The sequence below is a fragment of the Providencia sp. PROV182 genome, from assembly GCF_028480325.1.
Lineage (GTDB): Bacteria > Pseudomonadota > Gammaproteobacteria > Enterobacterales > Enterobacteriaceae > Providencia > Providencia hangzhouensis.
On the sequence record NZ_JAMPOL010000014.1, the window covers coordinates 71,990 to 96,709 of the forward strand.

The 24,720-nt window shown below is 41.6% G+C and carries 23 protein-coding genes; 6 read left to right on the forward strand and 17 right to left on the reverse strand.

The features are described 5' to 3' along the window. Window positions 1-18 precede the first annotated feature (18 nt). From PR834_RS13080 to dsdC, 3 genes are all read right to left on the reverse strand, one after another. Window positions 19-486 (reverse strand): hypothetical protein, encoded by a 468-nt coding sequence (locus PR834_RS13080; protein ID WP_180312148.1) that lies wholly within the window; start codon window positions 484-486, stop codon window positions 19-21. Window positions 487-610: 124 nt separating this feature from the next. Next, a complete protein-coding gene (locus tag PR834_RS13085) occupies window positions 611-1,651 on the reverse strand; it encodes a LacI family DNA-binding transcriptional regulator (RefSeq protein ID WP_096864470.1) in 1,041 nt (346 codons plus the stop codon). Between the two features lie 43 nt (window positions 1,652-1,694). Further along, on the reverse strand, window positions 1,695-2,666 hold the full coding sequence (gene dsdC / locus PR834_RS13090; protein ID WP_004259232.1) for a DNA-binding transcriptional regulator DsdC: 972 nt from the start codon (window positions 2,664-2,666) through the stop codon (window positions 1,695-1,697). A gap of 217 nt (window positions 2,667-2,883) precedes the next feature. On the opposite strand from dsdC, the gene dsdX reads away from it, so the two are divergent. Then, the gene (gene dsdX / locus PR834_RS13095; RefSeq protein ID WP_094961591.1) at window positions 2,884-4,221 is read left to right on the forward strand and encodes a D-serine transporter DsdX; all 1,338 of its coding nucleotides are present in this window, start codon (window positions 2,884-2,886) and stop codon (window positions 4,219-4,221) included. A 12-nt stretch (window positions 4,222-4,233) separates the two neighbouring features. Beyond that, on the forward strand, window positions 4,234-5,568 hold the full coding sequence (gene dsdA, locus PR834_RS13100; RefSeq protein ID WP_196725342.1) for a D-serine ammonia-lyase: 1,335 nt from the start codon (window positions 4,234-4,236) through the stop codon (window positions 5,566-5,568). 69 nt (window positions 5,569-5,637) lie between these two features. Here dsdA and PR834_RS13105 read toward each other — a convergent pair whose 3' ends face one another. The 6 genes from PR834_RS13105 to PR834_RS13130 are packed head-to-tail and all read right to left on the reverse strand — an operon-like array spanning window position 5,638 to window position 12,677. Then, window positions 5,638-6,699: an osmoprotectant NAGGN system M42 family peptidase gene (locus PR834_RS13105; protein WP_036958059.1), complete on the reverse strand. Its 1,062-nt coding sequence runs from the start codon at window positions 6,697-6,699 to the stop codon at window positions 5,638-5,640. Between the two features lie 4 nt (window positions 6,700-6,703). Further along, a complete protein-coding gene (locus PR834_RS13110) occupies window positions 6,704-7,474 on the reverse strand; it encodes a FadR/GntR family transcriptional regulator (protein ID WP_272536702.1) in 771 nt (256 codons plus the stop codon). Window positions 7,475-7,504: 30 nt separating this feature from the next. After that, complete coding sequence (locus tag PR834_RS13115; RefSeq protein WP_180312150.1) at window positions 7,505-8,308, reverse strand: ABC transporter ATP-binding protein; 804 nt, start codon at window positions 8,306-8,308, stop codon at window positions 7,505-7,507. Further along, a complete protein-coding gene (locus tag PR834_RS13120) occupies window positions 8,308-10,122 on the reverse strand; it encodes a dipeptide/oligopeptide/nickel ABC transporter permease/ATP-binding protein (RefSeq protein WP_094961595.1) in 1,815 nt (604 codons plus the stop codon). Before PR834_RS13120 ends, PR834_RS13115 begins: the two co-directional genes overlap by 1 nt. Then, window positions 10,119-11,066 (reverse strand): ABC transporter permease, encoded by a 948-nt coding sequence (locus PR834_RS13125; protein WP_004259249.1) that lies wholly within the window; start codon window positions 11,064-11,066, stop codon window positions 10,119-10,121. Before PR834_RS13125 ends, PR834_RS13120 begins: the two co-directional genes overlap by 4 nt. Window positions 11,067-11,117: 51 nt before the next feature. Continuing rightward, complete coding sequence (locus tag PR834_RS13130) at window positions 11,118-12,677, reverse strand: ABC transporter substrate-binding protein (protein WP_136134282.1); 1,560 nt, start codon at window positions 12,675-12,677, stop codon at window positions 11,118-11,120. A gap of 163 nt (window positions 12,678-12,840) precedes the next feature. Here PR834_RS13130 and PR834_RS13135 point away from each other — a divergent pair, with 163 nt between their 5' ends. The 4 genes from PR834_RS13135 (at window position 12,841) to PR834_RS13150 (ending at window position 18,157) form a co-directional block, all read left to right on the forward strand. Continuing rightward, entirely contained in the window at window positions 12,841-13,503 is a 663-nt protein-coding gene (locus PR834_RS13135; RefSeq protein ID WP_180312152.1) for a DUF1028 domain-containing protein, read from the forward strand. A gap of 918 nt (window positions 13,504-14,421) precedes the next feature. Then, window positions 14,422-15,840 (forward strand): NAD(P)/FAD-dependent oxidoreductase, encoded by a 1,419-nt coding sequence (locus PR834_RS13140; RefSeq protein ID WP_004259261.1) that lies wholly within the window; start codon window positions 14,422-14,424, stop codon window positions 15,838-15,840. Window positions 15,841-15,963: 123 nt separating this feature from the next. Then, window positions 15,964-16,464, forward strand: a complete 501-nt coding sequence (locus tag PR834_RS13145; protein ID WP_004259262.1) for a RidA family protein — start codon at window positions 15,964-15,966, stop codon at window positions 16,462-16,464. A 226-nt stretch (window positions 16,465-16,690) separates the two neighbouring features. Further along, window positions 16,691-18,157 (forward strand): hypothetical protein, encoded by a 1,467-nt coding sequence (locus PR834_RS13150; protein ID WP_196725345.1) that lies wholly within the window; start codon window positions 16,691-16,693, stop codon window positions 18,155-18,157. 350 nt (window positions 18,158-18,507) lie between these two features. On the opposite strand, the gene PR834_RS13155 is transcribed toward PR834_RS13150, so the two are convergent. The 8 genes from PR834_RS13155 to PR834_RS13190 form a co-directional block, all read right to left on the reverse strand. Further along, window positions 18,508-19,266: an iron ABC transporter ATP-binding protein gene (locus tag PR834_RS13155; RefSeq protein WP_004259268.1), complete on the reverse strand. Its 759-nt coding sequence runs from the start codon at window positions 19,264-19,266 to the stop codon at window positions 18,508-18,510. A gap of 1 nt (window position 19,267) precedes the next feature. After that, window positions 19,268-20,251 carry an iron chelate uptake ABC transporter family permease subunit gene (locus tag PR834_RS13160; RefSeq protein WP_004259269.1) on the reverse strand — a complete coding sequence of 328 codons (984 nt, stop codon included), beginning with the start codon at window positions 20,249-20,251 and terminating at the stop codon, window positions 19,268-19,270. Continuing rightward, a complete protein-coding gene (locus tag PR834_RS13165) occupies window positions 20,238-21,200 on the reverse strand; it encodes an ABC transporter permease (RefSeq protein WP_004259272.1) in 963 nt (320 codons plus the stop codon). Before PR834_RS13165 ends, PR834_RS13160 begins: the two co-directional genes overlap by 14 nt. Window positions 21,201-21,203: 3 nt before the next feature. Then, entirely contained in the window at window positions 21,204-22,172 is a 969-nt protein-coding gene (locus PR834_RS13170) for a siderophore ABC transporter substrate-binding protein (RefSeq protein WP_153674135.1), read from the reverse strand. 375 nt (window positions 22,173-22,547) lie between these two features. Then, on the reverse strand, window positions 22,548-22,820 hold the full coding sequence (locus tag PR834_RS13175) for a helix-turn-helix domain-containing protein (protein ID WP_004259284.1): 273 nt from the start codon (window positions 22,818-22,820) through the stop codon (window positions 22,548-22,550). 14 nt (window positions 22,821-22,834) lie between these two features. Then, complete coding sequence (locus PR834_RS13180; RefSeq protein ID WP_096864459.1) at window positions 22,835-23,677, reverse strand: MrpH family fimbial adhesin; 843 nt, start codon at window positions 23,675-23,677, stop codon at window positions 22,835-22,837. 17 nt (window positions 23,678-23,694) lie between these two features. Then, the gene (locus tag PR834_RS13185; RefSeq protein ID WP_136134280.1) at window positions 23,695-24,225 is read right to left on the reverse strand and encodes a fimbrial protein; all 531 of its coding nucleotides are present in this window, start codon (window positions 24,223-24,225) and stop codon (window positions 23,695-23,697) included. Continuing rightward, a complete protein-coding gene (locus tag PR834_RS13190) occupies window positions 24,225-24,710 on the reverse strand; it encodes a fimbrial protein (RefSeq protein ID WP_036958061.1) in 486 nt (161 codons plus the stop codon). The genes PR834_RS13185 and PR834_RS13190 overlap by 1 nt, the downstream gene beginning before the upstream one ends. Window positions 24,711-24,720 lie beyond the last annotated feature (10 nt).

Consider the following 24,720-nt stretch of genomic DNA (forward strand, 5'->3'; position numbering starts at 1 on the left):
TCTTTGGCTCTTTAACCATCAATGCTCATGGGCGCGTCCCGGGCGAGCAATACTGCTTCGCTCACACTCGGTCAGAAATTGGATAGAATTCAGTTTACTGGTTGATGGTGCTAAATAATATAATCCGACGGTTTTTTGACTGGGTGAGTATATCTCCAACATGCCATTGACATCAGAATAATAATCACCTTTATTTATCACGATGTTAAAATCTTTTATTTTCTCAACGCGTCGCTGTTCCGTACTTTTCACTAACGGATAACTCATATACTCATAGCCAACAAAATCAACGATATTAACCTGATTATTATTGAAAAAGACTTGTACCTTACTTGCACCCGTTGGAAAGATAAATTTGCCATTTCGCTCTAATGTGATGTGATTATAGCTTTGGTCAACTTGGCAGGTATATTCTTTGATACCGCTTCTGGTGCTACACCCCGCTAAAACAAGGCTAGCTAGCAATAATATCCCTATCTTTCTCATATGTTCCCTATGCCCTCAAAATGGTTATAACATAATCTGCATATCAGTATACATGCAACAAACCTTAAGCCAAATTGAGAAATAGTAACGAAATTTTAAGAACCGAATAACTTAGCCCCAAAGACTACAATGTCGTCGATTTTCGGATCAGCAATTCCCCATTAAATAAGTATTGCATAGGGGGTTTATCTGGATTTTCCAGTTTTTCGAGCAAACACTCCACCGCCTTGTGCCCCATTTCCGCTGTCGGTTGAGACACTGAGGTTACCCCTTGCCCAGCCAATGCCGCCCATTCGAGGTTATCGAAACTCAAAAAGCCAATATCCGTTCCCCAACGTAGCCCTTGCTTATTCATGACATACGCCAGCTGCAAGGTCAGTACGCCATTAGCGGCAACAATCACTTTGCGCATACCACGATGTGCAGTACAAAAATCGGCAACAATGGCCTCCAATTTTGTAGGGTCAGGCAAGGTCACTTCATGAAATTCGCTTTGGATATGTTGATGGCTCTGCGATAACGCTTGAAAGGTCTGTAAGCGCTCTTGGCGTGCGCTGTTATACACAATGGGCTCAGTCACGAAGCAAATCGCTTCAAACCCTTGTTCAATCAGATGATTAAAGGCCATTTGTGCAGAAGCGGGGTTATCTAGCCCCACCATGTCACTGGGAAAATTGTCGATTTTTCTATCTAACAAGACGAAAGGTAGGGTGGTTTCTTTCAGCACTTCAATGAATTGTTCGTTAACACCCGCTGAATTTATGATAAGTCCATCAACGCGGTAACCTTTTAGCAATTGAATAAATTGGCATTCACGCTCAATGCTGTTATCTGCATTGCAAACCACGGTCATGAAACCTTGTTTGATTGACTCGGCTTCTACCCCTTTTAATACTTCAACAGAGAATGGGTTACCGATATCGGCAATAATCAAACCAATCAAGCCTGTCCGCCCATGTTTCAAGCTGCGCGCCATTTGGTTTGGGCGATAGTTTAATTCACGAATGGCGCTTTCAATGCGTTGACGTAAATTATCAGAAAGCAAATGAAATTCACCATTCAAATAACGTGAGATACTGGTTTTCCCTGCCTGAGCTTTGGCAGCGACATCTTTGATCGTGGCAACTTTTTGCGTTTTCGGGGCCATAGCTTCAGGTTTTTCCATTCTCTAGAAATATCACCAAGAGGTTATCTTACTCGAATAAGCATCATTTTACTTGTGGTATTGCGTTAACTTGCTGTTTTAACCATTGAATAAAAATATCCGCCTTTGGGTTTCGTTTATCATTTAGCATCGCAAAATAGTGGCGCTGTTGACACTTCAGCGAAATATCACCAAATGGCATTACCAGTTCTTGGCGCTTTAAGCGTTTTTCAACCAATTGTTTACGTCCCATCGCCACACCAGCATGGTTCATTGCGGCAACAATCGCTAAATCAGAGCGATCAAAGCATAGGTTTCGGCGATGAGGAAACAAGGTTAATTGGTAATGTTCACTCCACGCCTTCCATTCATCATAATCAGAGTTACTGCTCCAAGCTTGTCTATCATGTAGCAAAGTACAATTTTTCAATTGATGAATATTATTAAGCAAATCATGTTGTTTAGCATATTGCGGACTACAGACCGGAACAATTGACTCTGACATTAAATCTTCACAATATAAATTGGGCCGAGTAATATCATCATAATAAATAGCAATATCAATGCCATAGCCACGGAAGTTAACGTCATCGTTGCCCGTTAATAGATTTAACTGAATTGAGGGATATTGGTTAGCAAAATCCGCAATTTTGGGAATTAACCAGCACTGGGCGATGGATGGTCGTGAATACACCGTAAGTTCACCCGAGATTTCTTGGTTCTTGATATCAATAATTTCTTGGTTAATATCATCCAAATTTTTGCGTAGTGCCCAATAAATTCGCTCACCATCAATCGTCAGCTCAATACGCCGATGAAAACGCTCAAATAATTTAAAACCTAACTCCCCTTCTAATGTATTAATTCGGTGGCTAACTGCACTGGGTGTTAATGCCAACTCCTGTGCCGCTAATGCAAAAGAGCTATGCCGTGCTGCTGCTTCAAAGGTATGTAGGCGCGATAGCTGATAACTTGATAGCCGTTTATTCCATTGAATAAATCCAGATTGCTCAAATTGATTGAAATTTTCTGACATCAACGCCTCCAATAAAAACAACGATACTCAATGATTTCTACAATACCCTTTTTAAGATGAATTTATATGACCCAAAGACGCTATTCTCCGTTTTATATGACTAATATCACACCTTTGAGTTAATTTGATTCATCTAAAGCTCGTGTTTCATCGTTTGTCACCACTGAATATTTATTATCCAATAGAAAAACAATAACAAGATGATCAGAGGTAGGATATGGACTCTACAATGTGGATGATTGGTACTTTAGTTATCAGTATTTTACTAATCATCGTTTCAATTATTAAATTTAAGTTTCATCCCTTTTTAGCACTTTTACTCGCCAGCTTCTTTGTCGGTATCTCCATGCAAATGAATCCATTGGAGATGGTCAACGCTATCGAAAATGGCATTGGGGGTACACTTGGTTTCTTAGCTGCCATTATCGGGCTAGGAACTATTCTTGGAAAAATGATGGAAATCTCCGGGGCAGCAGAGCGAATTGGGGTGACATTACAAAAAAGCCGTTGGTTAACTCCCGATGTCACCATGGTACTCATTGGATTAATCTGCGGTATCACCCTGTTTGTTGAGGTCGGTGTGGTGTTACTGATCCCACTCGCATTTTCCATTGCCAAAAGAACCAATACTTCATTATTAAAGTTAGCGATCCCATTGTGTACTGCGCTGATGGCCGTCCATTGCATCGTACCGCCACACCCTGCAGCTCTATTTGTCACAAATGAATTAGGTGCTGATATTGGTACGGTGATTGTTGCAGGGCTAGCCGTAGGCCTAGTCGCGTCATTAGTCGGCGGGCCACTGTTCCTCAAATTCTTAGGTGACCGCTTACCGTTTAAAACTGTGCCAGAAGCGTTCTCAGATCTTGAGGTACGTGAAGAAAAAGACTTACCTTCTTTAGGTGCGACACTGTTCACGGTGTTATTGCCAATTGCCCTCATGTTAATCAAGACTGCCGCTGACTTGAACATGAGCAAAGATAGCCAGTTATTTACCCTCTTACAGTTTATTGGTAACCCAATAACCGCTATGTTTATTGCTGCTTTTGTCGCTTATTACATGTTAGGGATAAGACGTAACATGGGTATGAGCGTATTACTCAGCAAAACCGAAGAGAGTTTTAGCTCAATCGCTAATATTTTATTGATTATCGGCGCAGGAGGAGCATTTAACGGTATCTTAAAAGGCAGTGGACTGAGCGATTCCTTAGCGATGGTGTTATCTGGTATTGATATGCACCCAATTTTACTGGCTTGGCTAGTCGCCATTATTCTTCATGCCGCTGTCGGTTCTGCCACCGTTGCGATGATGGGCGCAACGGCGATTGTTGCTCCGCTAATGCCAATGTACCCACACATTAGCCCAGAAATTATGACATTAGCCATTGGCTCAGGCGCAATTGGCTGCACTATCGTCACTGATTCATTGTTCTGGTTAGTCAAACAGTACTGTAACGCGACTTTAGCCGAAACATTCCGTTTTTATAGTGTCGCCACGTTGATTGCGTCTTTCGTCGCGCTGGCCGGGACTTTTGCACTTTCATTTGTGATTTAAAAGAGAGTAATTATGACTCAGATAAATGTTGATAAGTTAATTGCTGACTACCCTTTAGTTCAGGACTTAATCGATTTAAAGCAAATTGCGTGGTTCAACCCAAAGGTCACGACGACCCAAGCGGGTTTGCCTTATGTCGGGCTTACCATTGAAGATGTTCAAGATGCAGAAGCGCGCTTAACCCGCTTTGCGCCTTATTTGATGAAAGCGTTTCCAGAAACTCAAGCGACACAAGGGATTATTGAATCTGAAGTTATCGATATTCCCAACATGCAGGCCGCGCTGGAAAAACGGTATCAAACGCCAATAACAGGGAAAATGTTACTGAAAAAAGATAGCCACCTGCCAATTTCAGGGTCAATCAAAGCCCGCGGTGGCATCTATGAGGTTTTAACCCATGCAGAAAAATTGGCTTTAGAAGCTGGTTTATTATCAACAGATGATAATTACGAAATTTTATTCTCAGAACAATTTCGTCAATTCTTTAGCCAATACCGCATCGCGGTGGGCTCAACCGGTAACCTTGGCATGTCCATCGGTATTATGAGCGCTAAACTTGGCTTTAGCGTCAGCGTGCATATGTCCGCAGATGCCAGACAATGGAAAAAAGACAAATTGCGTTCACATGGTGTGAATGTTGTGGAATATGAGCAAGATTACAGCATCGCCGTTGAACAAGGCCGTAAAGAAGCAGAAAAAGACCCAAACTGCTTTTTTATTGATGATGAAAACTCCACAACCCTATTTCTTGGCTATGCCGTCGCAGGCCTTCGCCTAAAAAAACAATTTGTAGAGCAAGGGATTACAGTGGATAACGACCACCCGCTATTTGTCTATTTACCTTGTGGTGTTGGTGGTGGCCCCGGTGGCGTTGCTTTCGGGTTAAAACTCGCCTTTGGGGATGCCGCCCATTGCTTATTTGCAGAACCAACGCATTCACCTTGTATGTTGTTAGGAGTACATACCGGGTTACATGATGGCGTGTCAGTTCAAGAGATTGGTATCGATAATATCACTGCCGCTGATGGCCTTGCCGTTGGCCGCGCATCCGGTTTTGTGGGGCGCGCGATGGAGCGGTTGATTGATGGTTATTACACTATCGATGATAGCGAAATGTATAACCTGTTAGGCTTACTCAACCAGACCGAATCTATTAAATTAGAGCCTTCGGCCTTGGCGGGTATGACTGGCTGTGTGCATGTCACGCAAAGCACAGATTATTTGCAATCCAAATCACTCACGCCTAAGCAACTGGCCAACGCAACACATCTGGTATGGGCAACAGGTGGCGGTATGGTACCCGCAGATGAGATGCAAAAATATTTATCACAAGCCAATCTAAGTTAACAATTAACATGTTCAAAGCCCTCCTCACGTTAAATGATATGAGGGCTTTTTACCATCAGCCGCAAATTATTAGTTTTGCAATGATTGCCCCGGTAATGGGACTAAATCACTTTCAATATAGCGTCTCACTAAAGTCGCGAGCGCGACTAATGAGTCCAAATGAGTCCTTTCCCAACCGTGGGAGCTATCTAGTGCGAAACATGCTAAAGCCGCACGAATATCCCATCCTGCATCAATTGCTGCAGCACTATCCGAACGATAATGTTTAAACGTATCGCGGACGTGAGGAATATCATACTGCTGGCATAATTGTAATAAATGCCGCGTAATTGCTAAATCAAACGGGCCGGTTCTGTCGCGAAAAGCTAAGGTGAGGGCGTCATCCCTTGTGGTTTGGTCTGGCGCAGAAACGGAGTTATCAATCGCCAATAACTCTTGAACTTGCGGACCAAAACCGTGGGTGCCTCCGATACCGACCTCTTCTGAAATCGTGAACATCATTTGGCAAGATACCGCTGGCACAATACCGTCATCCACCAGTGATTTTAATGCGGCTAACATCACTGCACATCCGGCTTTATCATCCAAATGACGCGATACAATAAAACCGTTATCAATGAATTCGGGTTGAGCATCCACTGCAACAATATCACCGACGTTTAAGCCATGGGATTGCAAATCAGCAAAGTTATAACAGGGGGCATCAAGGCGAATTTCTAAATTATCCCAATCGGCTACTTGGGTATCTACCTCAGTATTAAAACGGTGCCCTGAGGCTTTTAATGGCAAAATTGTCCCACGATATTGGTGATCATCACTAAATACTGTCACCCTTGCACCTTCCGCAAAACGGGCTGCCCATGTGCCAGTATTACGCAGTGCCAAACGCCCATTCGGTTTGAGTTGTGTCACCATCGCCCCTAATGTATCAAGGTGTGCGGCTAATGCACGTTTAGGTTCTTCAGAACCGAGTGTGATATAGAGCACCCCGCGGCGTGTGTATTTTGGTGTAAACCCCAACTCCGACAACCATTGGTGAGTTTGCGCAACGGCTTGTTCAGTCATCCCTACAGGGCTAGGTGTGCATAATAATGTTTTTAATACAGAGGTCAGATATACTTTATCTATCATTATATTACCTATCTTCACTTAAGAAACGTTCTTGTAATGTGGCTTGTAGAGCTAACATGGCTTGTTCTGCATAAGCCATATGTGCTTCCATTACCGATTGAACTTTAGCGGCATCTTTACGGCGTAAAGCCTCGATTAATTGATATTGGTATTCGATGCCTTGGCGCCTGTCGACAGGCTCAGGTTTTAAATAAATGTCCTGACAAACGGCTAAGTCTTTGAGTAAGCGTTGTAAAAAATGGCAGATAAACACTAATAAAACGTTATCGGAATAGCTGGCGACCACCGCATGAAAATCCAGTTCTGCCATTCGTTGCTGCCAGCGTTCATTTTCATCTACGGGCTCATGGTCATAAATGGCGATGGTATCGTACAGCTTTTGAATTCCTGCGTTATCGATATTATCAATGGTACTGACTGCCACCACCGGTTCTAATAATTTACGTAACGTATAAATATCCTTGATTGATATATCCCGCGTAAATAAATAGTTCGATAACAAACTCATCGCTCGCGCTTCAGTCATTGAATCAATAAACGCGCCACCACCAGGCCCAGTTTTTGTTTTAATTAACCCTTGAACTTCCAATGACTTTAATGCTTCTCTCACAGTGCTTTTGCTAGCGCTATAATGTTCAATTAACTCTTTTTCTTGTGGCAAACGGTCACCGGGTATGAGGTTATTGGCCATAATGGTTTCTTTTATCGCATTGACGATTTCATCAGTACGTTTAATACGCACTGACTCTATCGTCATTGGCTTATTGGTGCTCATATTAGCTTCTCAACTGGTTTAAATAAGTTTCTAATCGACTGAATCAACACGAATTCGTGGGGCACTTGCCAATAAATTTCGCGTATATTCATGCTCCGGTGCGGCAAATAAGCTGCGGGTATCTCGACATTCTAGCAAATCCCCTAAATAGAGTACGGCAACTCTATCTGCAATCGACTCCACTACCGCCAAATCATGGCTAATAAATAAATACGATAATGAAAACTGTTGTTTAAGTTGTTCTAATAATAATAAAACTTGCGCTTGTACCGAAACATCCAGCGCACTAACGGGTTCATCAAGTACCAATATTCGTGCATCCGCAGCTAATGCTCTCGCAATCGCTAACCGCTGTGCCTGCCCTCCTGAAAACTCATGAGGATAGCAAGCTAAAGCGTCGATTGGCATATTGACAGCTGCGAGTAATTCCGCCAAACGCTTCGCTCTTTGTGATGTGTTCATGTGCTTTAAGTATTTCAATGGAACCGTTAATGTCTCGCCTATCGTTTTACGGGGGTTCAAAGAAGCAACCGGGTCTTGAAAAACGTACTGAACGGCTTGCCCAAATGCACGTGAACCTTGTTGCAGCCATTCGGCACGAGTTTGCCCTAATACCGTAATTTCCCCCGAGGTTTCACGCTCCAACCCAACTAAAATACGCGCTAAGGTACTTTTTCCTGAGCCACTCTCCCCTACAACAGCAAGGGTTTCACCTTCATAGAGCGATAATGAAATATTTTTTAGTGCGTGAACTTGGCGCCCTCGAGGGTGAAATAGGCTTCTTGGCTGCCCGAAGGTTTTCACCAACTGATTAACCTCAATCACTTTTTTCATTAAACCTCCTGAGCCGATGTTAAATCATCACCATTGGGCTGATGACCATAAAGTTGTTGGACTTGTTTTAAAAATCCACGCCCTTCCCCTAATTTAGGGACACTGGCGATCAGGCGTTGTGTATAAGGATGCTGAGGCTGGCGTAATACCGTTTGTGTCTCCCCTGTTTCAACTATCTCACCTTGCTGCATGACGGCAACACGGTCGCAAATTTGGTTAATAACCGCGAAATCATGGGTAATAAATAAGAGTGCAACACCGCGTTCACGGCGTAGTTGGTTGAGTAACTCTAAAATACGCGCCTGCACCGTAACATCTAATGCGGTGGTCGGCTCGTCGGCAATAATCAACACAGGGTCATTAGCCAATGCCATCGCTATCCCTACCCGCTGGCGCTGCCCGCCCGAAAGCTCATGGGGGTAGGCATCAAAACGCTCCTGCGCATCTGGGATCCCAACACTATCCAATAATTCAATGGCTTTATTTTTCGCCTCATAGAATGACAACGATTGGTGAGCGGTAATGGCCTCACGCAATTGCACACCAATGGTAAATTGCGGATGAAGTGTCGTCAGTGGGTCTTGGAAAATATAAGATACCTTCGCACCGCGACGGCGTTGCATAACGGATAACGGTAATGACAACATTTCTTCATGTTCTACATAAATACCACCAGCAGTAACCAACGCAGGAGGCGATGCAAGCAACCCCATTACCGATAAAGCCGTAACACTCTTACCCGAACCGCTTTCTCCAATTAGCCCTAAACATTCCCCCGCACCTACGGTAAAACTGATCCCTTTTACCGTAGGGCGTAATTGATTTCCTTGGCGAAAAGCGACCGACAAGTCTTTGACTTCTAATACCACTTGTTCGCCTCCCGTTTTCGCAGGAATATTAACTCTGTCAGTCTGTGTCATCGGTTGTGATCGCTGTAAGGCTCCTGATTTTAACCGGGGATCAAGAATGTCACGCACGCCATCCCCTAACAGGTTAAAACTAATCACAATAAGAAAGATCATAATACCAGGTACCAATGCCACATGAGGAGCAACAAACATTTGTGCGCGCCCTTGCCCTAGCATTGAACCTAAATCTGCATTCGGTGGTTGAGTACCTAGCCCTAAAAATGACAAGCCTGCCGTCTCTAAGATCATCCAGCCAATGGTCGTTGACATGGTAACCACAATGATTGGCAAGACATTCGGTAACACTTCCGTTAATAGGACTTGTAGGTGGTTTTTACCTGACAACCTTGCAGCTTGTATAAAATCTCTATCACGTAAACCCACCGTTAACCCACGAATATTCCTAGCAAAAAAGGGAATATTCACTAATGCGATAGCATACAACGCATTGAGTAGCCCTGGCCCAAGTACCGCTACAATCGCTAAGGCTAATAAAATGTATGGAAATGCCATTAGCATATCAATACAACGCATCAATAATGTATCAGTACGATGGCCTACATACCCAGCTACCAAGCCAATTAGGGTGCCGAATATTGCCGCAATTAGTGTTGCGGAAATACCGACCAATAGGGATACTCGCGTTCCCCACAGCAATCGAGACAAAATATCTCGCCCTAAATGGTCAGTACCTAATAAATGGCCAGATGAAAAAGCGGGAAGTAGCCGATTAACTAAATCTGTTTCATCAGGATTAGCAAGAGGTAGCCAAGGCGCTAAAAATGCCAAGAGCATAATGATAGATAACGTAAATAAGCCCAAAGTTGCTAAACGGTTCGCCAGTAATAATGAGCCAATCGATTGGCGATGACGATGCTGAATAACAGGGGTCACTGACTGGCTCATGATTTCAACCTCGGGTCTAACATGGCTTGCGCAACATCCGCAAGTAAATTGATAAAGACATAGGACGCTGCTGCAATCAATACGCCCCCTTGAACTAAAAACAAGTCACGGGTTGCCACAGCCTTCACTAACATGGCGCCTAGCCCCGGCCACTGAAAAACGGTTTCAATGTACACCGCACCACCAAAAACAAAGCCCGCTTGGATACCAATGACTGGGATAACGGAAACCAGTGCCATGCGAAATGCATGGCGAAAAATCACTTTGCGCTCACTCAAGCCTTTTGCTCTTGCGGTACGAATAAAATCAAGTCGCAGTACCTCTAACATTGCTGTGCGCGTCAAACGCGCTATCACCCCTGTCGCGACTAATGAAAGCGTCACTGCGGGTAAAACAAGGTGATGCAATAAATCGCTCAGGCCACCGCCTTGCCAAATATCGTACATTCCTGATGCCGGAAACCATTGTAATTGAACAGAAAAAAGCATAATCATCAATAAGCCGATCCAAAAAGATGGCATTGAGATACCCAATAAAACAGCAAGTGTAATAAATCGGTCACTCCAACTGAATTGGCGAATGGCGGAAAGGACTCCGGCCAGTAACCCTAAAACTGAACTCAGTAACAACGCACTTCCGCCCAAAATTAATGTGGCAGAAAATCGCTCTAAAACTTCATCAACGACAGGCCGGTTAAGAACAAATGAACGGCCAAAGTCACCCGAAATTAAATTATGCATCCAAATAAAATATTGCTGATATAACGGCTTATCCAACCCAAGCTCTGTTTTTACTCTAGCCACATTTTCAGGAGTCGCCCAAGGGCCAAGCAGCGCTTGAGCAGGGTCTCCAGGGATCATTGCCATGATAAAAAAGACAATTAACGTCAAACCAATCAGTATGGGTATGGTCGCTAAAATGCGTTTCAAACAGTATAACCACATAGTTTTTCCCCATAAAATCAAAAGATTAATTGAATATTTAATTCACATTAATCAATCTTTACGAACGTCTTTAAGTAATAAGTTAAAGTTAGGCTGCAATTTGAAATGTTTAACATGCTCATTAGCGACCGCATTTTGCTTCCAATTCGCCACAAATAACCAAGGGGCATCTTGATGAACAATTTTTTGTACTTGCCGATATAACTGGGCGCGCTCCTCGAGATTATTGGTGACTCGAGCTTTGTCTAATAACCTATCGAGCTGCTTGTTACTGTAATAACCGGAATTGAACCCGCCTTTATCTGGCCAAGAAGCACTATGTAAGGTTAAAAAAGGTAAAGTATCTGGGTCATTCGTCATCCACGCCATTTCGGCCATATGCGCTTGTTTTAGACCTGCATTGACCTTTGATAGGTAGGTATTCCATTCAAAGGTTTGAATTTCGACAGATAGCCCAACCGCTTTCAGGTCTGCTTGAATGGCTGTCGCCATGGGGATCGGGTCTAGCATCCCTGAGCCCCCTTCCGTGACATAAAAAATAACTTTTTGCCCTTGAGCCCCTGCTTCTGCTATTAATTGGCGTGCTTTTTCAGGGTCATAAGGATAAGCCTTGGTTTCTGCATCAAATGCCCAATCAAATGCCGATGGGATGGGCCCTTGTGCTACCCCCGCAGAGTCCTGAAGAATGTATTTCACAATATTGTCTTTATTTACCGCATAGTTAACGGCTTGCCTCACACGCACATCATCAAACGGTGGCTGAGACGCATTGAGCATGGCATACCAAACATGAGGCCCTACGGCTTCATAAACATAAAAGCGGTTGTCATTAACAAATAATGGGACGTTATCAGCAGGGACTTCCACCATGGCATCAATTCCCCCCGATAACATTTCGGCTACCCGAGTATTGGCGTCAGTGATAGGCCGAAAAACAACATGTTTTAAACTGGGTTTACCATCCCAATAGTCTTCATTAGCGGATACGACCACCCTTTGGTTTGCGGTCCACTCATCAAACTTGAAGGGACCTGTTCCGCTGGGGTGCCGGCTAAAGTCTTTGTCATATTTCTTTACTGCTGTGGGTGAAACAATCAGCCCTGCAGGTGTCGCTAAGTTCGATAAAAACGGGGCAAACGGTTCTTTTAAGGCAAACACCACCGTTTTATCATCTGGAGTTTCTATCTTGTCTATTGCAGAAAAGAAAAATGATAATGGGAATGGCCCTGTATGGTAGTACGGGTGCTGGTTATCCAACATTCGCTCAAATGTGAATTTAACTGCATCCGCATTGAATGGGCTACCATCGTGAAATTTTATATTCTCGCGTAAATGGAAAGTATATGTCAGGCCATCATCACTAACAGACCATGATTGGGCTAAAGCAGGTTCAAGCGTTAATGTACCGTCCGCATTGCGAACTAACCCTTCGTACAAGTTAACCAAAATTCGGGAATCATTCGCAGCGGTTGCCACTTGTGGGTCTAATGACTGCGGCTCAGCAACTTGCCCTAATAATAAGACATCAGGATGGTTCACCGCCAATGTCGGTAGCGAAATAAAGCATAAAAGCCAAAAACTGGCTATCCACCTACATAAACGCATTTTCATTTGCTTCCCCCTGAGTGCTGACATTGCTATATGATTGTGAAGTGTGATTTGTGTCAATTTTGTTAATAATTTTATCTTTTTCTTTATTTATGATGATAAATTATATTTCAAGCAAGAATTTATAATGATAAATTTGATCAAGGTCTAATTTATGAGGTGTAAAATGACATTTTCAATTGTGGCGCGCTGCCCATTGACAGGAAAAATAGGTGCAGCGACGGCAACGGGTGGCCCTGCGGTTGGTGCATTGGTCTTACATGGCAAAAGCCAAACGGGGGCAATCGCAACTCAAGCAATGACCAACCCCATTGCTGGCTTAACAGGTATTGAATATTTGCAGCAAGGCCATAATGCGAATAAAAGCTTAGATCATCTGGTTAAGGAAGATATTGACTGTGAACGGCGACAATTAATTATTATGGATAACTATGGTGATACAGCTGATTGGACAGGTCAATATTGCTTACCTTGGTGTGGAAGTCTATCGGAACCCAACTTAGCCATTGCTGGAAATATGTTAGTAGGTGAACAGGTTCTAAGCGCTATTTATCAAAGCTATTATAAAAATGCTGACCAAGATCTGGCTGATCGATTACTCATTGCCATGCAAGCCGGTGCCGATGAAGGTGGTGATTATCGAGGCATCCGCTCCGCTGCATTAAAAATATGGAATGACCGGCAATACGCAGACATTGATATTCGCTGCGATTGGTCAGAAGCACCGCTATCAGCGCTTGAAACCATCCTTCAACAGGTTCGCTCCGAGGATTATGCTAATTTTTTCGCGCAAATCCCCACGGGAAATGAATATATCGCTAATAAGTGAAGCTATCATGGTGCATATCGACTAATAAAGTAAAATAACTGAATGATGTGTACCTGAAGTAAAAGTAACTATTTATGAAAATATTATTAACTGCATGAATAACTCTGTATTTTTTATCATTAAAGCCAGTTTAGCTTATTATTCAATTTATCATTCATTACTTAATCTTAATTATTCACTCTTGTCATACGTCCTATTACTTTTTACTATTCGTTGCCATCAGAAAATAAGTGGTTATTTTTAACAACATTAAAAATAATGAAAAACATCTATTGCTTTAAATTTATCTAATTCTATCTCATAAATGATTACGATAATTAACCTTAATAAAGACTAGGTTATTTATTTTTGTTTAGACACTTCACCACAGAAACAAAATAACATTTATTATCAATTGGTTACAAAACATCTCTCCAGCTAACCTAGTGGACAATATTTATGCAACCTAGCCAATCAATATTAAATACGGTTAAATACTGCAAGCCTTAACAAATGGATGACTAATAATCAAATGAACAAAAATAGCTCAAAAAGTACATTTAAAACTCATTTATATATTAATTTCCCAATTTTAGAACTTAAGGGATATTCAGAATTTTCATCTATGGTGAAATATTAATCTCCCTCTTTGACCCCCTCATCAATTATTGCCTTTAAGCTAAATTTTCATATTTACACCTGTACACTTTTAATGACATTAACATTAAAAAAATATTAATTCTTATATCTCTAAAATAAAGTAATCACCTACAAAGCCTTTACAGCACTGAGTAGATCAATTTACGTCGCATTTCATTTCAATGACCTTTATTAACAAATGCTACCGCCACTTAACAATTACAAAATATATGATAAGATCATTATCTCAATTTGAAATTATTTACTATATAAAAAACAAGATTGTTATTGAGGTTATAGATGAAAATCTCGAGAAGAAAGCTATTATTAGGGGTTGGTGCTGCTGGTGTTCTAGCAGGAGGTGCTGCGGTTGTTCCTATGATCAATCGTGAAGGTCGTTTTGAATCGACTAAATCACGCGTACCCGCTGTTGCTGGTACAGAAGGCAAATTACCAGAGTCTGCGGATGCAGTCATCATCGGTGCTGGCCTTCAAGGGATCATGACCGCAATTAACCTTGCAGAGAAAGGTCTTAATGTTGTTATCTGTGAAAAAGGTGTTGTCGGTGGTGAGCAATCAGGCCGTGCATATAGCCAAATCATCAGCTACAAAACCTCTCCAGCTATTTTCCCTTTACACCACTATGGGAAAATTCAATGGCTCGGTATGAACGAAAAAATCGGTGCTGATACTAGCTACCGTGTTCAAGGCCGCGTTGAAGTGCCTTCAAGCGAAGAAGATTTAGAAATTTCAAGAGCGTGGATTAAGTCTGCATCTGAAAACCCAGGTTTCGATACGCCTTTACGTACCCGTATGATTGAAGGTACTGAACTGGCTAATCGTCTGGTTGATGCGCAAACCCCATGGAAAATTGGTGGTTTTGAAGAAGACTCTGGTAGCCTTGACCCAGAAGTTGTTACGCCAACGATGGCAAACTACGCTAAATCAATCGGTATTCGCATCTACACTAATTGTGCAGTACGTGGTATTGAAACTGCAGGCGGCAAAATTTCTGATGTTGTCACTGAAAAAGGTGCAATCAAAACGTCTCGTGTTGTTCTGACGGGGGGTATTTGGTCGCGTCTGTTCATGGGTAACTTAGGTATTGACGTTCCAACACTAAACGTTTATCTGTCACAACAGCGTATTACTGGCGTACCAGGTGCACCAAAAGGTAACGTACACTTACCTAACGGTATTCACTTCCGTGAACAAGCTGATGGGACTTATGCTGTTGCACCACGTATCTTTACCAGCTCTATTGTTAAAGACAGCTTCCTGTTAGGCCCAAGATTCCTACATGTATTAGGTGGCGGTGAATTACCATTAGAATTCTCTCTTGGTAAAGACTTATTCAACTCCTTCATGATGGCAACATCTTGGAATTTAGACGAGAAGACACCATTCGAAGAGTTCCGTACGGCAACAAATACACCAAACAATGAACACTTAGATGGCGTTCTAGAAAGACTGAGAAAAGAGTTCCCAGTATTTAAAGAGTCTAAAGTGGTTGAGCGTTGGGGTGGTACTGTTGCACCAACGGATGATGAAATTCCAATTATTTCAACCATCGAGCAGTATCCAGGTCTGGTCATCAACACCGCTACAGGCTGGGGTATGACAGAAAGCCCTGCATCTGGTCGATTAACGGCAGAGTTGTTAATGGGTGAAACACCATTTATCGACCCTACGCCGTATAAACTTTCTCGTTTTAACTAAAAAACGGGGAAAATAACGATTTTTACTGTGGATCTATTAGCGAATAGTTTAAAGTTAAATGAAAGTTTAATTTTTGATAAAATTAATAGATCCTATTTACTTTGATAATGTTAAGGAGTTTACATGCGCTATAAAACTTTATTGCTTTCTCTGCCTTTGATTTTAGGTGTAGCAAGTGCGAATGCAGCTGATGATGTTAAACGCGTTCCAGTGAAAGGATTCCCTATCTCTGAATCAGTAGAAATCAATGCGGGCAACCTCATTTTCCTAAGCGGAAAAGTTCCTTCTAAAATCTCTGCAGACGCTAAAGAAGGCGTTTTAGAGTCTTATGGTAATACCGAAGCACAAACAATCAACGTATTAAAACAAATCCAAGCTAACCTCGAAGGTATGGGTTTGACAATGAATGATGTTGTTAAAATGCAAGTATTTTTAGTTGGTGGTGAAGAAACTCAAGGTACTATGGACTTCGCTGGCTTCATGGCCGGTTACAATAAGTTCTATGAGTCTGAGAAAATTACTAATCTGCCAGCTCGTTCTACCTTCCAAGTCGCTAAACTGGCTAACCCAGCTTGGAGAGTAGAAATAGAAGTGACAGCGGTACGCCCTGCTGCAAAAAAATAAGTTATTCAATAACGAATAGCTAAACGATAATGAGGCATAGTAATGTGCCTCGTTATAATAACACTTCTTAATTGCCACATCTTTCAACATTCCCTCACAGACTGTCATTATTGCTTCCTGTATGCTATTGCTTAAAGTTCTTCAATAAATAAACGTGCTATGCTGCAATCATTAGCACTGCAATCATTAGGGTAAAAATGAGTCATCGCATCAAATAAGGCAATATATGATTAAAGAGTCTCTCAAGATCCACGGTAAAAAACAGTTTGAAATCAAACAAAAAGTTCTATTGCCTCGTAAATCAAAAGAGATCCGCTATCAGGTCGAAAGTTTTTTCTTTCTTCCATCATCATTGCAAGTCAACCCTGATCTATACACGCCATCAAGCCTTCAACGTAGCCTCAAAAACTATATCCGCTTAAGCCCACCCACGGTTAAGCTTTCAGCTTTACCAGAAGAAAATGGCGAATTAGATAACTTAAAACGCTGGTTAGAACAATGTGACCCATTAAACCCACCCTCATTGGACGAGTATGAGAACAAGTTAAAACGCTATGCTTTAACCTTTAAGCGCACGGTACGAATTAATGTCAAAATGATAAGCCAAAACGCCCAACGACAAACTGATGAATACTTAACCGAGTTTATGGCGAACATGGCGAAATGCCTCGGGGTTTATCGGGCGTTAGCGCCACTGGCGGGAAAAATTGAAGAAAGCATTCGCTCAAATGCATTTTCTTATTGCGACGAGTTTATGACCTACTACACCATGAATTATTTGCGTGATTTATTAGCTGAGAAGCAAATACCCTTACGTGAAGAAATCCGTCATTTTTGGTATCAAGAAATGCGTTACCTAAAGAAACAATACCCTGATTGTTTTCCCAGTGATGAAACTGATGCCGAATTAGTGACATATCGTCGCAATTTATTGAAAAAATACATCAATCGCTACCTTTACTTAGAGATCCGCCATAAACGTGGGTTGCCATTATTATTGCACTCCATTTATGGTATCGCAGCAGCAATCTCAATGATTTTTGCCACGTTAATCGCCTTTCTTTGGCAAGGAAAATATGGCGCGTTAAGTGCAAATTTATTTTTAGCTATGGTTATTGGCTATATTTTCAAAGATAGGCTGAAAGAAATCGGTCGTGAGCAACTCTATCGCGTTTTCCAAAAGTGGATCCCGGATAGACAGCTACGTATTTATCGTGAAGGTGTTAAGGCCCCTGTCGGGCTATGCAAAGAGTCTTTTCGCTTCATCAGTGAAAACATGCTCTCCCCTGATATCCGTGAAATGCGACAAAAATCCCATTGGGTTAATTTAGTTAATGTCCAACGTATGGAAGATATCCTGTATTACCGCAAAGATGTATTGCTTCATAACCGCCATTCGGTGTTTGAAAAAAACCAATCATCAATTGCTGATATCACACGCTTTAATATTTCAGATTTTCTAAAATATATCGATATTAGCTATGAAGAACTCACTGTAAATGATGATGAACCTGCAATCATTGGTGAAAAGGTCTACCATATTTACCTTTGCCGCCGTGTCACAATTAACAAAAAAACCTACAATGAGCTGGCGCGTTTAGTGGTTAATGCCGATGGGATAAAACGCTTAGAAGTGTTGCAATCACTAGATTTACTGACAACCGATGAAGACATTGAAATTTCACCGCAATGAATTCATTCTGCCACTAACGGTCTTCTATTCGGTAATATTCCCATTCATTTAGGTTGTAGCCAACACCGCTACAGCTCAAACTATGATAACCATTTAATTTTCTAAATCATTCGAACTGTAGCAAGGCGGCAAGAGAAGATATCTCGGGGAGCATACAAAAGTATGTGACCCGGAGTAGCTGAACGTAGCCAACACCGCTACAGCTCGAAGGATGATAACCATTTAATTTTCTAAATCATTCGAACTGTAGCAAGGCGGCAAGAGAAGATATCTCGGGGAGCATACAAAAGTATGTGACCCGAGTAGCTGAGCGTAGCCAACACCGCTACAGCTCGAAGGATGACGAAAATTTAGTAGTAGAGAGCAATATACTGATCATCCACCCGTTTAATATCAACCGGAGTATCAAAAATATCCTCAATAATGTCAGATTTCATGATCTCTTCTGGCTTACCGTGATAAGACAGGCGGCCGTTTCTCAGAGCGACAATATAGTCCGAATAAACGGAAGCGAAATTTATATCGTGGATTACTAAGATAATGGTTTTGCCTAGCTCATCTGCCGCTTTACGCAGCAGTTTCATCATGATCACCGCATGTTTCATATCCAGGTTATTCAATGGCTCATCAAGTAAAACATATTCTGTATCTTGACATAAAACCATTGCGACATAAGCCCGTTGGCGTTGGCCACCCGATAATTCATCTAAATAACGGTGACGTAAATCTGACAAATTTAGAAAAGAGAGTGACTCATCAATTTTCTTTTTATCGTCAATGGTTAAACGGCCTTTAGTGTATGGGTAACGCCCAAAACCAACCAATTCCTCGACTGTTAAACGGCTGGCAAATTGATTTTCTTGGCGTAAAACTGACAAACATTTCGCTAATTTATCACTCGGTGTTGTCGATACGTCTAAATCATTCACTTTGACGTAACCACCGTGATCAGGCTGTAACAAGCGCCCAATTATCGACAACAGTGTTGATTTACCTGCACCATTAGGCCCGATGATTGAGGTAATACCGCTATTTTTAATTGTTGTTGTTACGTTATCTAAGACTTTAGTATCCTGATAACTTTTCGATATCTGACTAATTTCAATCATACTAAAACCTTCTTAACACCATATAAATAAAGAAAATACCGCCGACAAATTCGATAACAACTGATAATGTCCCAGCCATATTTAAGCCATATTCTAGAATCAACTGCCCACCAATCAACGCAATGACACCAAGTAGAAAGGAAACGGGTAGCAAATAGCGGTGTTGGCTACTGCCAGCCACTAAATAAGCTAAATTCGCGACCATCAAACCTAAGAATGTTAAAGGCCCAACTAATGCTGTAGAAACTGCAACTAATATTGAGATAAGCAACAAAATGACAGTGACTTGCTGGCGATAATTAATTCCTAGATTCACCGCATTGGCTTGCCCTAACGCGATAACGTCAAAACAATAACGCATGCGCCACAATAAGACACCGACGACTGCCGTAATCATTAATGTGAATAGAATTAGCTCAGGTGTTCCCTTTGTGAAGGTGGCAAACATCCGGCTTTGTAAAATGGAAAATTCATTAGGGTCCATTAAACGCTGCAGCAATGTCGCTACGCTGCGAAATAATGTGCCAAGAATGATACCCACCATCAATACTAGGTTGATATTCATTTTAACTGACACAAATAACCAGCGGTAGAGCAGAACAGAGAACAGTACAAGTAGTGTGGACTCTAATAAAAACTTACCAATATTCAATAACCAAGAGGATGGAAAGCTCTCACTATAGAAGATAAAAATGGTTTGTAATAATACAAACAATGCTTCTAATCCCATGATAGATGGGGTTAATATCTTATTATTAGCAATCGTTTGAAAGAGAACTGTTGAAACCCCAGCCGAGAAAGCTACCACAATCATGGTGAGAACAATATAGCCTCGATGCGGCAAAATATAAGCAAGATTGCTACCCAAATTGACCGTCATATAAAGCACAATGGATAGCAGCGATAGTGCCAGTAGTATCCATATTCTTTGCAACGGCGTTACCCCTTTTTTAGGTAACGCTATTGATGAATTAACTTTTTGCATAACGTTGTTGCTTCAACAATAAATATAAAAAAATCACCGCGCCAACGACACCTAAAATCACACTTGCTGGGATTTCAAATGGATAGCGAATTAAGCGCCCAATAATGTCACACAGTAAAACTAAGCCACCACCAGCAATACAAATCCATGGGATGGTTTTACGTATGTTATCGCCCATCACTAAGCTCACGAGATTTGGAATAATTAAGCCTAGGAAAGGTAATGCCCCGACCACCACGACCACGACGCCACTGATTAAAGCGATAATCGATAAACCAATGGTCATCACTTTGCGATAATTTAGGCCAACATTAATTGAAAACTCACGTCCCATACCAGCCACCGTAAAGCTATCGGCAATCCAGCAAGCAATTAATGTTAATATTCCCACTAACCACAAAAGTTCATATCGGCCTTGAATGATGCTAGAAAAGTCACCGCTCATCCATGCACCAAGAGATTGTAGTAAGTCGAAGTAATAAGCGGTAAAAATGGTCAATGCGCTAATAACTGCCCCTAACATAATCCCCACCAGTGGAACTATCAGGGCAGATTTTAAAATCACACGACGTAATAGCACCATAAACAACATGGTGCCAAGAAGTGCAAAACCGCTGGCCACCACCATTTTAGTCATAATACTTGCTGCTGGGAAAAGCACCATGACGACCAATAAACCTAAACTGGCTGACTGGGTTGTTCCTGCGAGGGAAGGTTCAACAAAACGGTTTTGTGTTAATAATTGCATGATTAGCCCAGCAACACTCATGGCGCTACCAGCTAAAATCAAGGAGACGGTTCGGGGAATTCGGCTAATAAAAAAGATGTCTTGCATCTCTGGGTCGGTGAAAAGCGAAACGGGTGACACGTCACCCGCTCCAATAAACAAGCTTAATACCGCTAAAACCAATAACGCGACAATTCCACAAAAAAGATAAAGCGTTTTCATCGGTTATTTTGCTTGGCTCTTCTCTAATGCTGTATTGATATCGTCCATTAACTGAGAATAAGTTTGGATCCCACCGGCAATATATACTGCTGTTGGGTCAAGGTAAGTAATTTGGCCTTTTTCCCATGCAGCGGTTTTTCTAACTAATGCGTTATCTAATACTTCCGCAGCAGGCTGTGCATCCGTTTTGCCAATTGCGCTGTCACGGTCGATAACAAATAACCAGTCTGGGTTTAATTTCACCAGTAATTCTGCATTAACAATATTACCGTGGCGACCCGTGTTTTCTTCAAACACATAAGCAGGTTCAAAACCTAATACATCAAAGATAAAACCGAAACGAGAACCTGGTCCATACGCAGAAATTTTACCGCCACTAACTAAGATTACCATCGCTTTACCCGCAGTCGGCGCTTTAGCTTTGATACCTTCAATTTTAGTATTGAAGTCAGAAATCAGTTTTTTGGCTTGTTCTTCTTTACCGAATAGCGCGCCAAGTTCATTAGTACGTTCAGTTAAGCTACCAATAAAGTTTTTGTTATCAATATCTAATGAAATAGTTGGTGCAACACCGCTGAGTTTGTCATAGGCATCACGAGCACGGCTACCACCTAAAATCAGGTCAGGCTTAGCATTACTTAAGGTTTCATAAGCAGGTTCAAATAATGTCCCGCCATTGACGTATTCAGAACCACTGTATTTAGTTAAGAACTCAGGAAAATGAACGTTGGTTTGAGGAACACCGGCAACTGGTGCCCCGAGTGCATCCATGATGTCCAATGTTTCCATGTTCATCACCATGACTTTTTGCGGATGACGAGGAATTTCAGTTTTGCCTTGGGCATGTTCTATTGTGATAGTTTGTTTTTCTGCGACTTGAGCTGTTTCTGTCGTGTCTTTTGCGTTATCACAACCAGCTAACACTAACGCAGATAACAACGCAATACCCGAAACTAATGATTTTGCAAACATCTAATTTCCTCCGTCCATCGATAAAAGTACTGATGATAAAATTTGGTGATCCACAATGTAGCGTATATTACACGCAAATAAGCGCAAATGATATTAGTTTGCATTTGCATTCACTAAAAAGTTGTTGCAACGCACAAAAACATCAATTTAATTTGTTGAATCTATGAATTTTAAAGTGTTAAAAGGCAAGAGAGAGATAAAAAACGAGGAGAACTCTATAAAAGAAAGGGTTGGCAGTTTGTTACGACACTTAATTCAAAAATAAATAGGTTGAGTTTTCTACTGTACGTGTTTGCTTAGCGACTTTTATTACAGTTAGGCGACATAAAATCGTCATCTCAACCTATTTATCATTAACAACCATTTAAAGACTTATTATTGCGTATCATCCAGTCGCCCATTTTCACTGAGCTGAGAGCTGATATCTTCAAGGAACCAATCAATTGGTGTTCCCATCAAAAATGCAAGTTTAAACAAGTGAAACAAATCAATCTTGATTTTGCCTCTTTCATAGCGTGAGATCTGTTGTTGACTAACACCTAATAACTGAGCTAACTGAAACCCTGTATACCCCAGTTCTCTACGCTTTTCTAAGATCCTCTGACCTACCATATAATGGATTTTTTCACTGCCATTTTCTGAATACATATTTTCACCATTTATTAAGGCACAGTTAAAATAAGGGCTGCGGCACCTTCAAACTGACCGGCTTGAACTCGGCCATTAGTACCTAATACAGCTTTCATGGTTACCGAATTTGTTCCACCAGCAGGCACATGAATTCTGTAACCAGCTTCTCCTGGCGTATCGTTTCCACCTAGATACAAATTCGCGTATAAACTGTTATCTGGTCGTAAATTAACACGGCCATTTGTCACGTTAACACCTGTGGCAATCACTAGCACATCCATCGCTAAGTTACAGGTCACACTAATGTTTACTTGTTTTGATTGACCAGCAAGTTCAGCTTCACTAATCGAACCAAAGTTAATATCAGGGATCGTATTGTTAATCTTACAAGCCCCAATCGGTGGAGGCGCAATACCACATAATGAGCCGGGAATTAACCCACCGTTACTCGTAACCCCAGTACGATCTTGGTAAAACAGCCCCACACATTCCTGATTATTCTGTAGCCTAACCCCAGTATGAACAGCCCACTGTGTTGCTGGAGCTGTCGCCTTTGCCAAAACACCGGGTATATTCTGAACGTCACGCATGTATTCATACTTAGAAATTTCGGCCAACTCGACGGTTGCCGCCCCTGGTGTTCCAGCAGCTGTATGCTTATGGCTTATGGTGAGATAGCATTTCGACCACCTAAAGCAAGGATTACGCGTAGTTGGCAATTCAGGATCCCAGCGAGCAATGACGTACTTATAGTTTGCATCCCCATTATTTGGGTTATTACCGGGCTTTGATTCAGTGATATAGGAAAAAACAGAGGCTGATGCAGTAGATGAAAACATGACTGCACCAATTAATAGCGATAAAAATACTTTCATATTAGTTCACAGCCTTATTATTCATAATCTAATTTAAATGTTGCTACAGCACTGTAAGGGCCTACTTTTATTGTCTTATTTGCAATAGCATCCGGTTCACCTTTTAAATAGGCATAGAACCTCAATTGGTTAGCACCATCTTGTAGCGTTAGCTTCGAGCCTTTCTGGTCAATAGCCAGTGGTGTTTTATCTGAGTTTTGTAACCCCACTGCGAAACCAGATGCAACACTACCTGTTGATAATGCAATAAAACCAGGAAGTGCAAGATTAGGTGTTCCTGAAAACGTCACTTCCACAAATTTGCCTATCGTTGTGTCACAGTCGGCCAGTTTAATCGCAAACTCTTTAGGCGGAGTTTCACCATAGGCGTAAAAGTTTTTTTCTGGTGTATCAAAAAATTCCATCAGGATGTTTTCATCACCCGGTAAAATAGTGCAGGGTTCCTCCACTAAATTACCGATAATCCTTAAATTATCAGGCACAGCGAAAGCAGTGCTAACGTTGATAAGTAAGGCACTAGCTACTGCACATTGAATTAGTTTTTTCATTATTGGTACTCCGCTAGCAATGTCCCTGTTGCGGCAAAGCCTCCTTCAGGCAACGTAACTCCCAATCTCTTCACAGGAACAACCTCTAAAACAGGTGGTTGCCCATAGCTAATCTTTAACGGTTTATTAATTTCAAAACCGAGGCCATTTTGGGTAATACGCATGCCAAGATCTCGAACATTAGTTTCCAGTGCCGACTTATCAAAATCTGTTGCTGTCCCTTTGATAGTTAGCATTAAGTCCCAACCTTTTAAGTTTTCTTCACACTTCAATGCGTAATTAATCGGTTTCGCAAAGTTAACGCCATCAACCTTATGTAAACCAATGTCTTTGTATTCGATGACGTGAACTTTATCTTCAAAAACAGTGCAAGGCGGTGGAAGTAACAAGGTTCCAGTAAATTCCACATCGTTTGCCATCGCAGCACTAACAGGTATAACTAACAAACTCATTATCAGAGGAAGTCTTTTCATTATTTTTTTCATTATTTTCCCC

Bases quoted from the DNA above. Each gene is read 5' to 3' on its own strand.
- PR834_RS13080 (WP_180312148.1), bottom strand. From the start codon at position 486: ATGAGAAAGATAGGGATATTATTGCTAGCTAGCCTTGTTTTAGCGGGG.
- PR834_RS13085 (WP_096864470.1), bottom strand. From the start codon at position 1,651: ATGGAAAAACCTGAAGCTATGGCCCCGAAAACGCAAAAAGTTGCCACG.
- dsdC (WP_004259232.1), bottom strand. From the start codon at position 2,666: ATGTCAGAAAATTTCAATCAATTTGAGCAATCTGGATTTATTCAATGG.
- dsdX (WP_094961591.1), top strand. From the start codon at position 2,884: ATGGACTCTACAATGTGGATGATTGGTACTTTAGTTATCAGTATTTTA.
- dsdA (WP_196725342.1), top strand. From the start codon at position 4,234: ATGACTCAGATAAATGTTGATAAGTTAATTGCTGACTACCCTTTAGTT.
- PR834_RS13105 (WP_036958059.1), bottom strand. From the start codon at position 6,699: ATGATAGATAAAGTATATCTGACCTCTGTATTAAAAACATTATTATGC.
- PR834_RS13110 (WP_272536702.1), bottom strand. From the start codon at position 7,474: ATGAGCACCAATAAGCCAATGACGATAGAGTCAGTGCGTATTAAACGT.
- PR834_RS13115 (WP_180312150.1), bottom strand. From the start codon at position 8,308: ATGAAAAAAGTGATTGAGGTTAATCAGTTGGTGAAAACCTTCGGGCAG.
- PR834_RS13120 (WP_094961595.1), bottom strand. From the start codon at position 10,122: ATGAGCCAGTCAGTGACCCCTGTTATTCAGCATCGTCATCGCCAATCG.
- PR834_RS13125 (WP_004259249.1), bottom strand. From the start codon at position 11,066: ATGTGGTTATACTGTTTGAAACGCATTTTAGCGACCATACCCATACTG.
- PR834_RS13130 (WP_136134282.1), bottom strand. From the start codon at position 12,677: ATGAAAATGCGTTTATGTAGGTGGATAGCCAGTTTTTGGCTTTTATGC.
- PR834_RS13135 (WP_180312152.1), top strand. From the start codon at position 12,841: ATGACATTTTCAATTGTGGCGCGCTGCCCATTGACAGGAAAAATAGGT.
- PR834_RS13140 (WP_004259261.1), top strand. From the start codon at position 14,422: ATGAAAATCTCGAGAAGAAAGCTATTATTAGGGGTTGGTGCTGCTGGT.
- PR834_RS13145 (WP_004259262.1), top strand. From the start codon at position 15,964: ATGCGCTATAAAACTTTATTGCTTTCTCTGCCTTTGATTTTAGGTGTA.
- PR834_RS13150 (WP_196725345.1), top strand. From the start codon at position 16,691: ATGATTAAAGAGTCTCTCAAGATCCACGGTAAAAAACAGTTTGAAATC.
- PR834_RS13155 (WP_004259268.1), bottom strand. From the start codon at position 19,266: ATGATTGAAATTAGTCAGATATCGAAAAGTTATCAGGATACTAAAGTC.
- PR834_RS13160 (WP_004259269.1), bottom strand. From the start codon at position 20,251: ATGCAAAAAGTTAATTCATCAATAGCGTTACCTAAAAAAGGGGTAACG.
- PR834_RS13165 (WP_004259272.1), bottom strand. From the start codon at position 21,200: ATGAAAACGCTTTATCTTTTTTGTGGAATTGTCGCGTTATTGGTTTTA.
- PR834_RS13170 (WP_153674135.1), bottom strand. From the start codon at position 22,172: ATGTTTGCAAAATCATTAGTTTCGGGTATTGCGTTGTTATCTGCGTTA.
- PR834_RS13175 (WP_004259284.1), bottom strand. From the start codon at position 22,820: ATGTATTCAGAAAATGGCAGTGAAAAAATCCATTATATGGTAGGTCAG.
- PR834_RS13180 (WP_096864459.1), bottom strand. From the start codon at position 23,677: ATGAAAGTATTTTTATCGCTATTAATTGGTGCAGTCATGTTTTCATCT.
- PR834_RS13185 (WP_136134280.1), bottom strand. From the start codon at position 24,225: ATGAAAAAACTAATTCAATGTGCAGTAGCTAGTGCCTTACTTATCAAC.
- PR834_RS13190 (WP_036958061.1), bottom strand. From the start codon at position 24,710: ATGAAAAAAATAATGAAAAGACTTCCTCTGATAATGAGTTTGTTAGTT.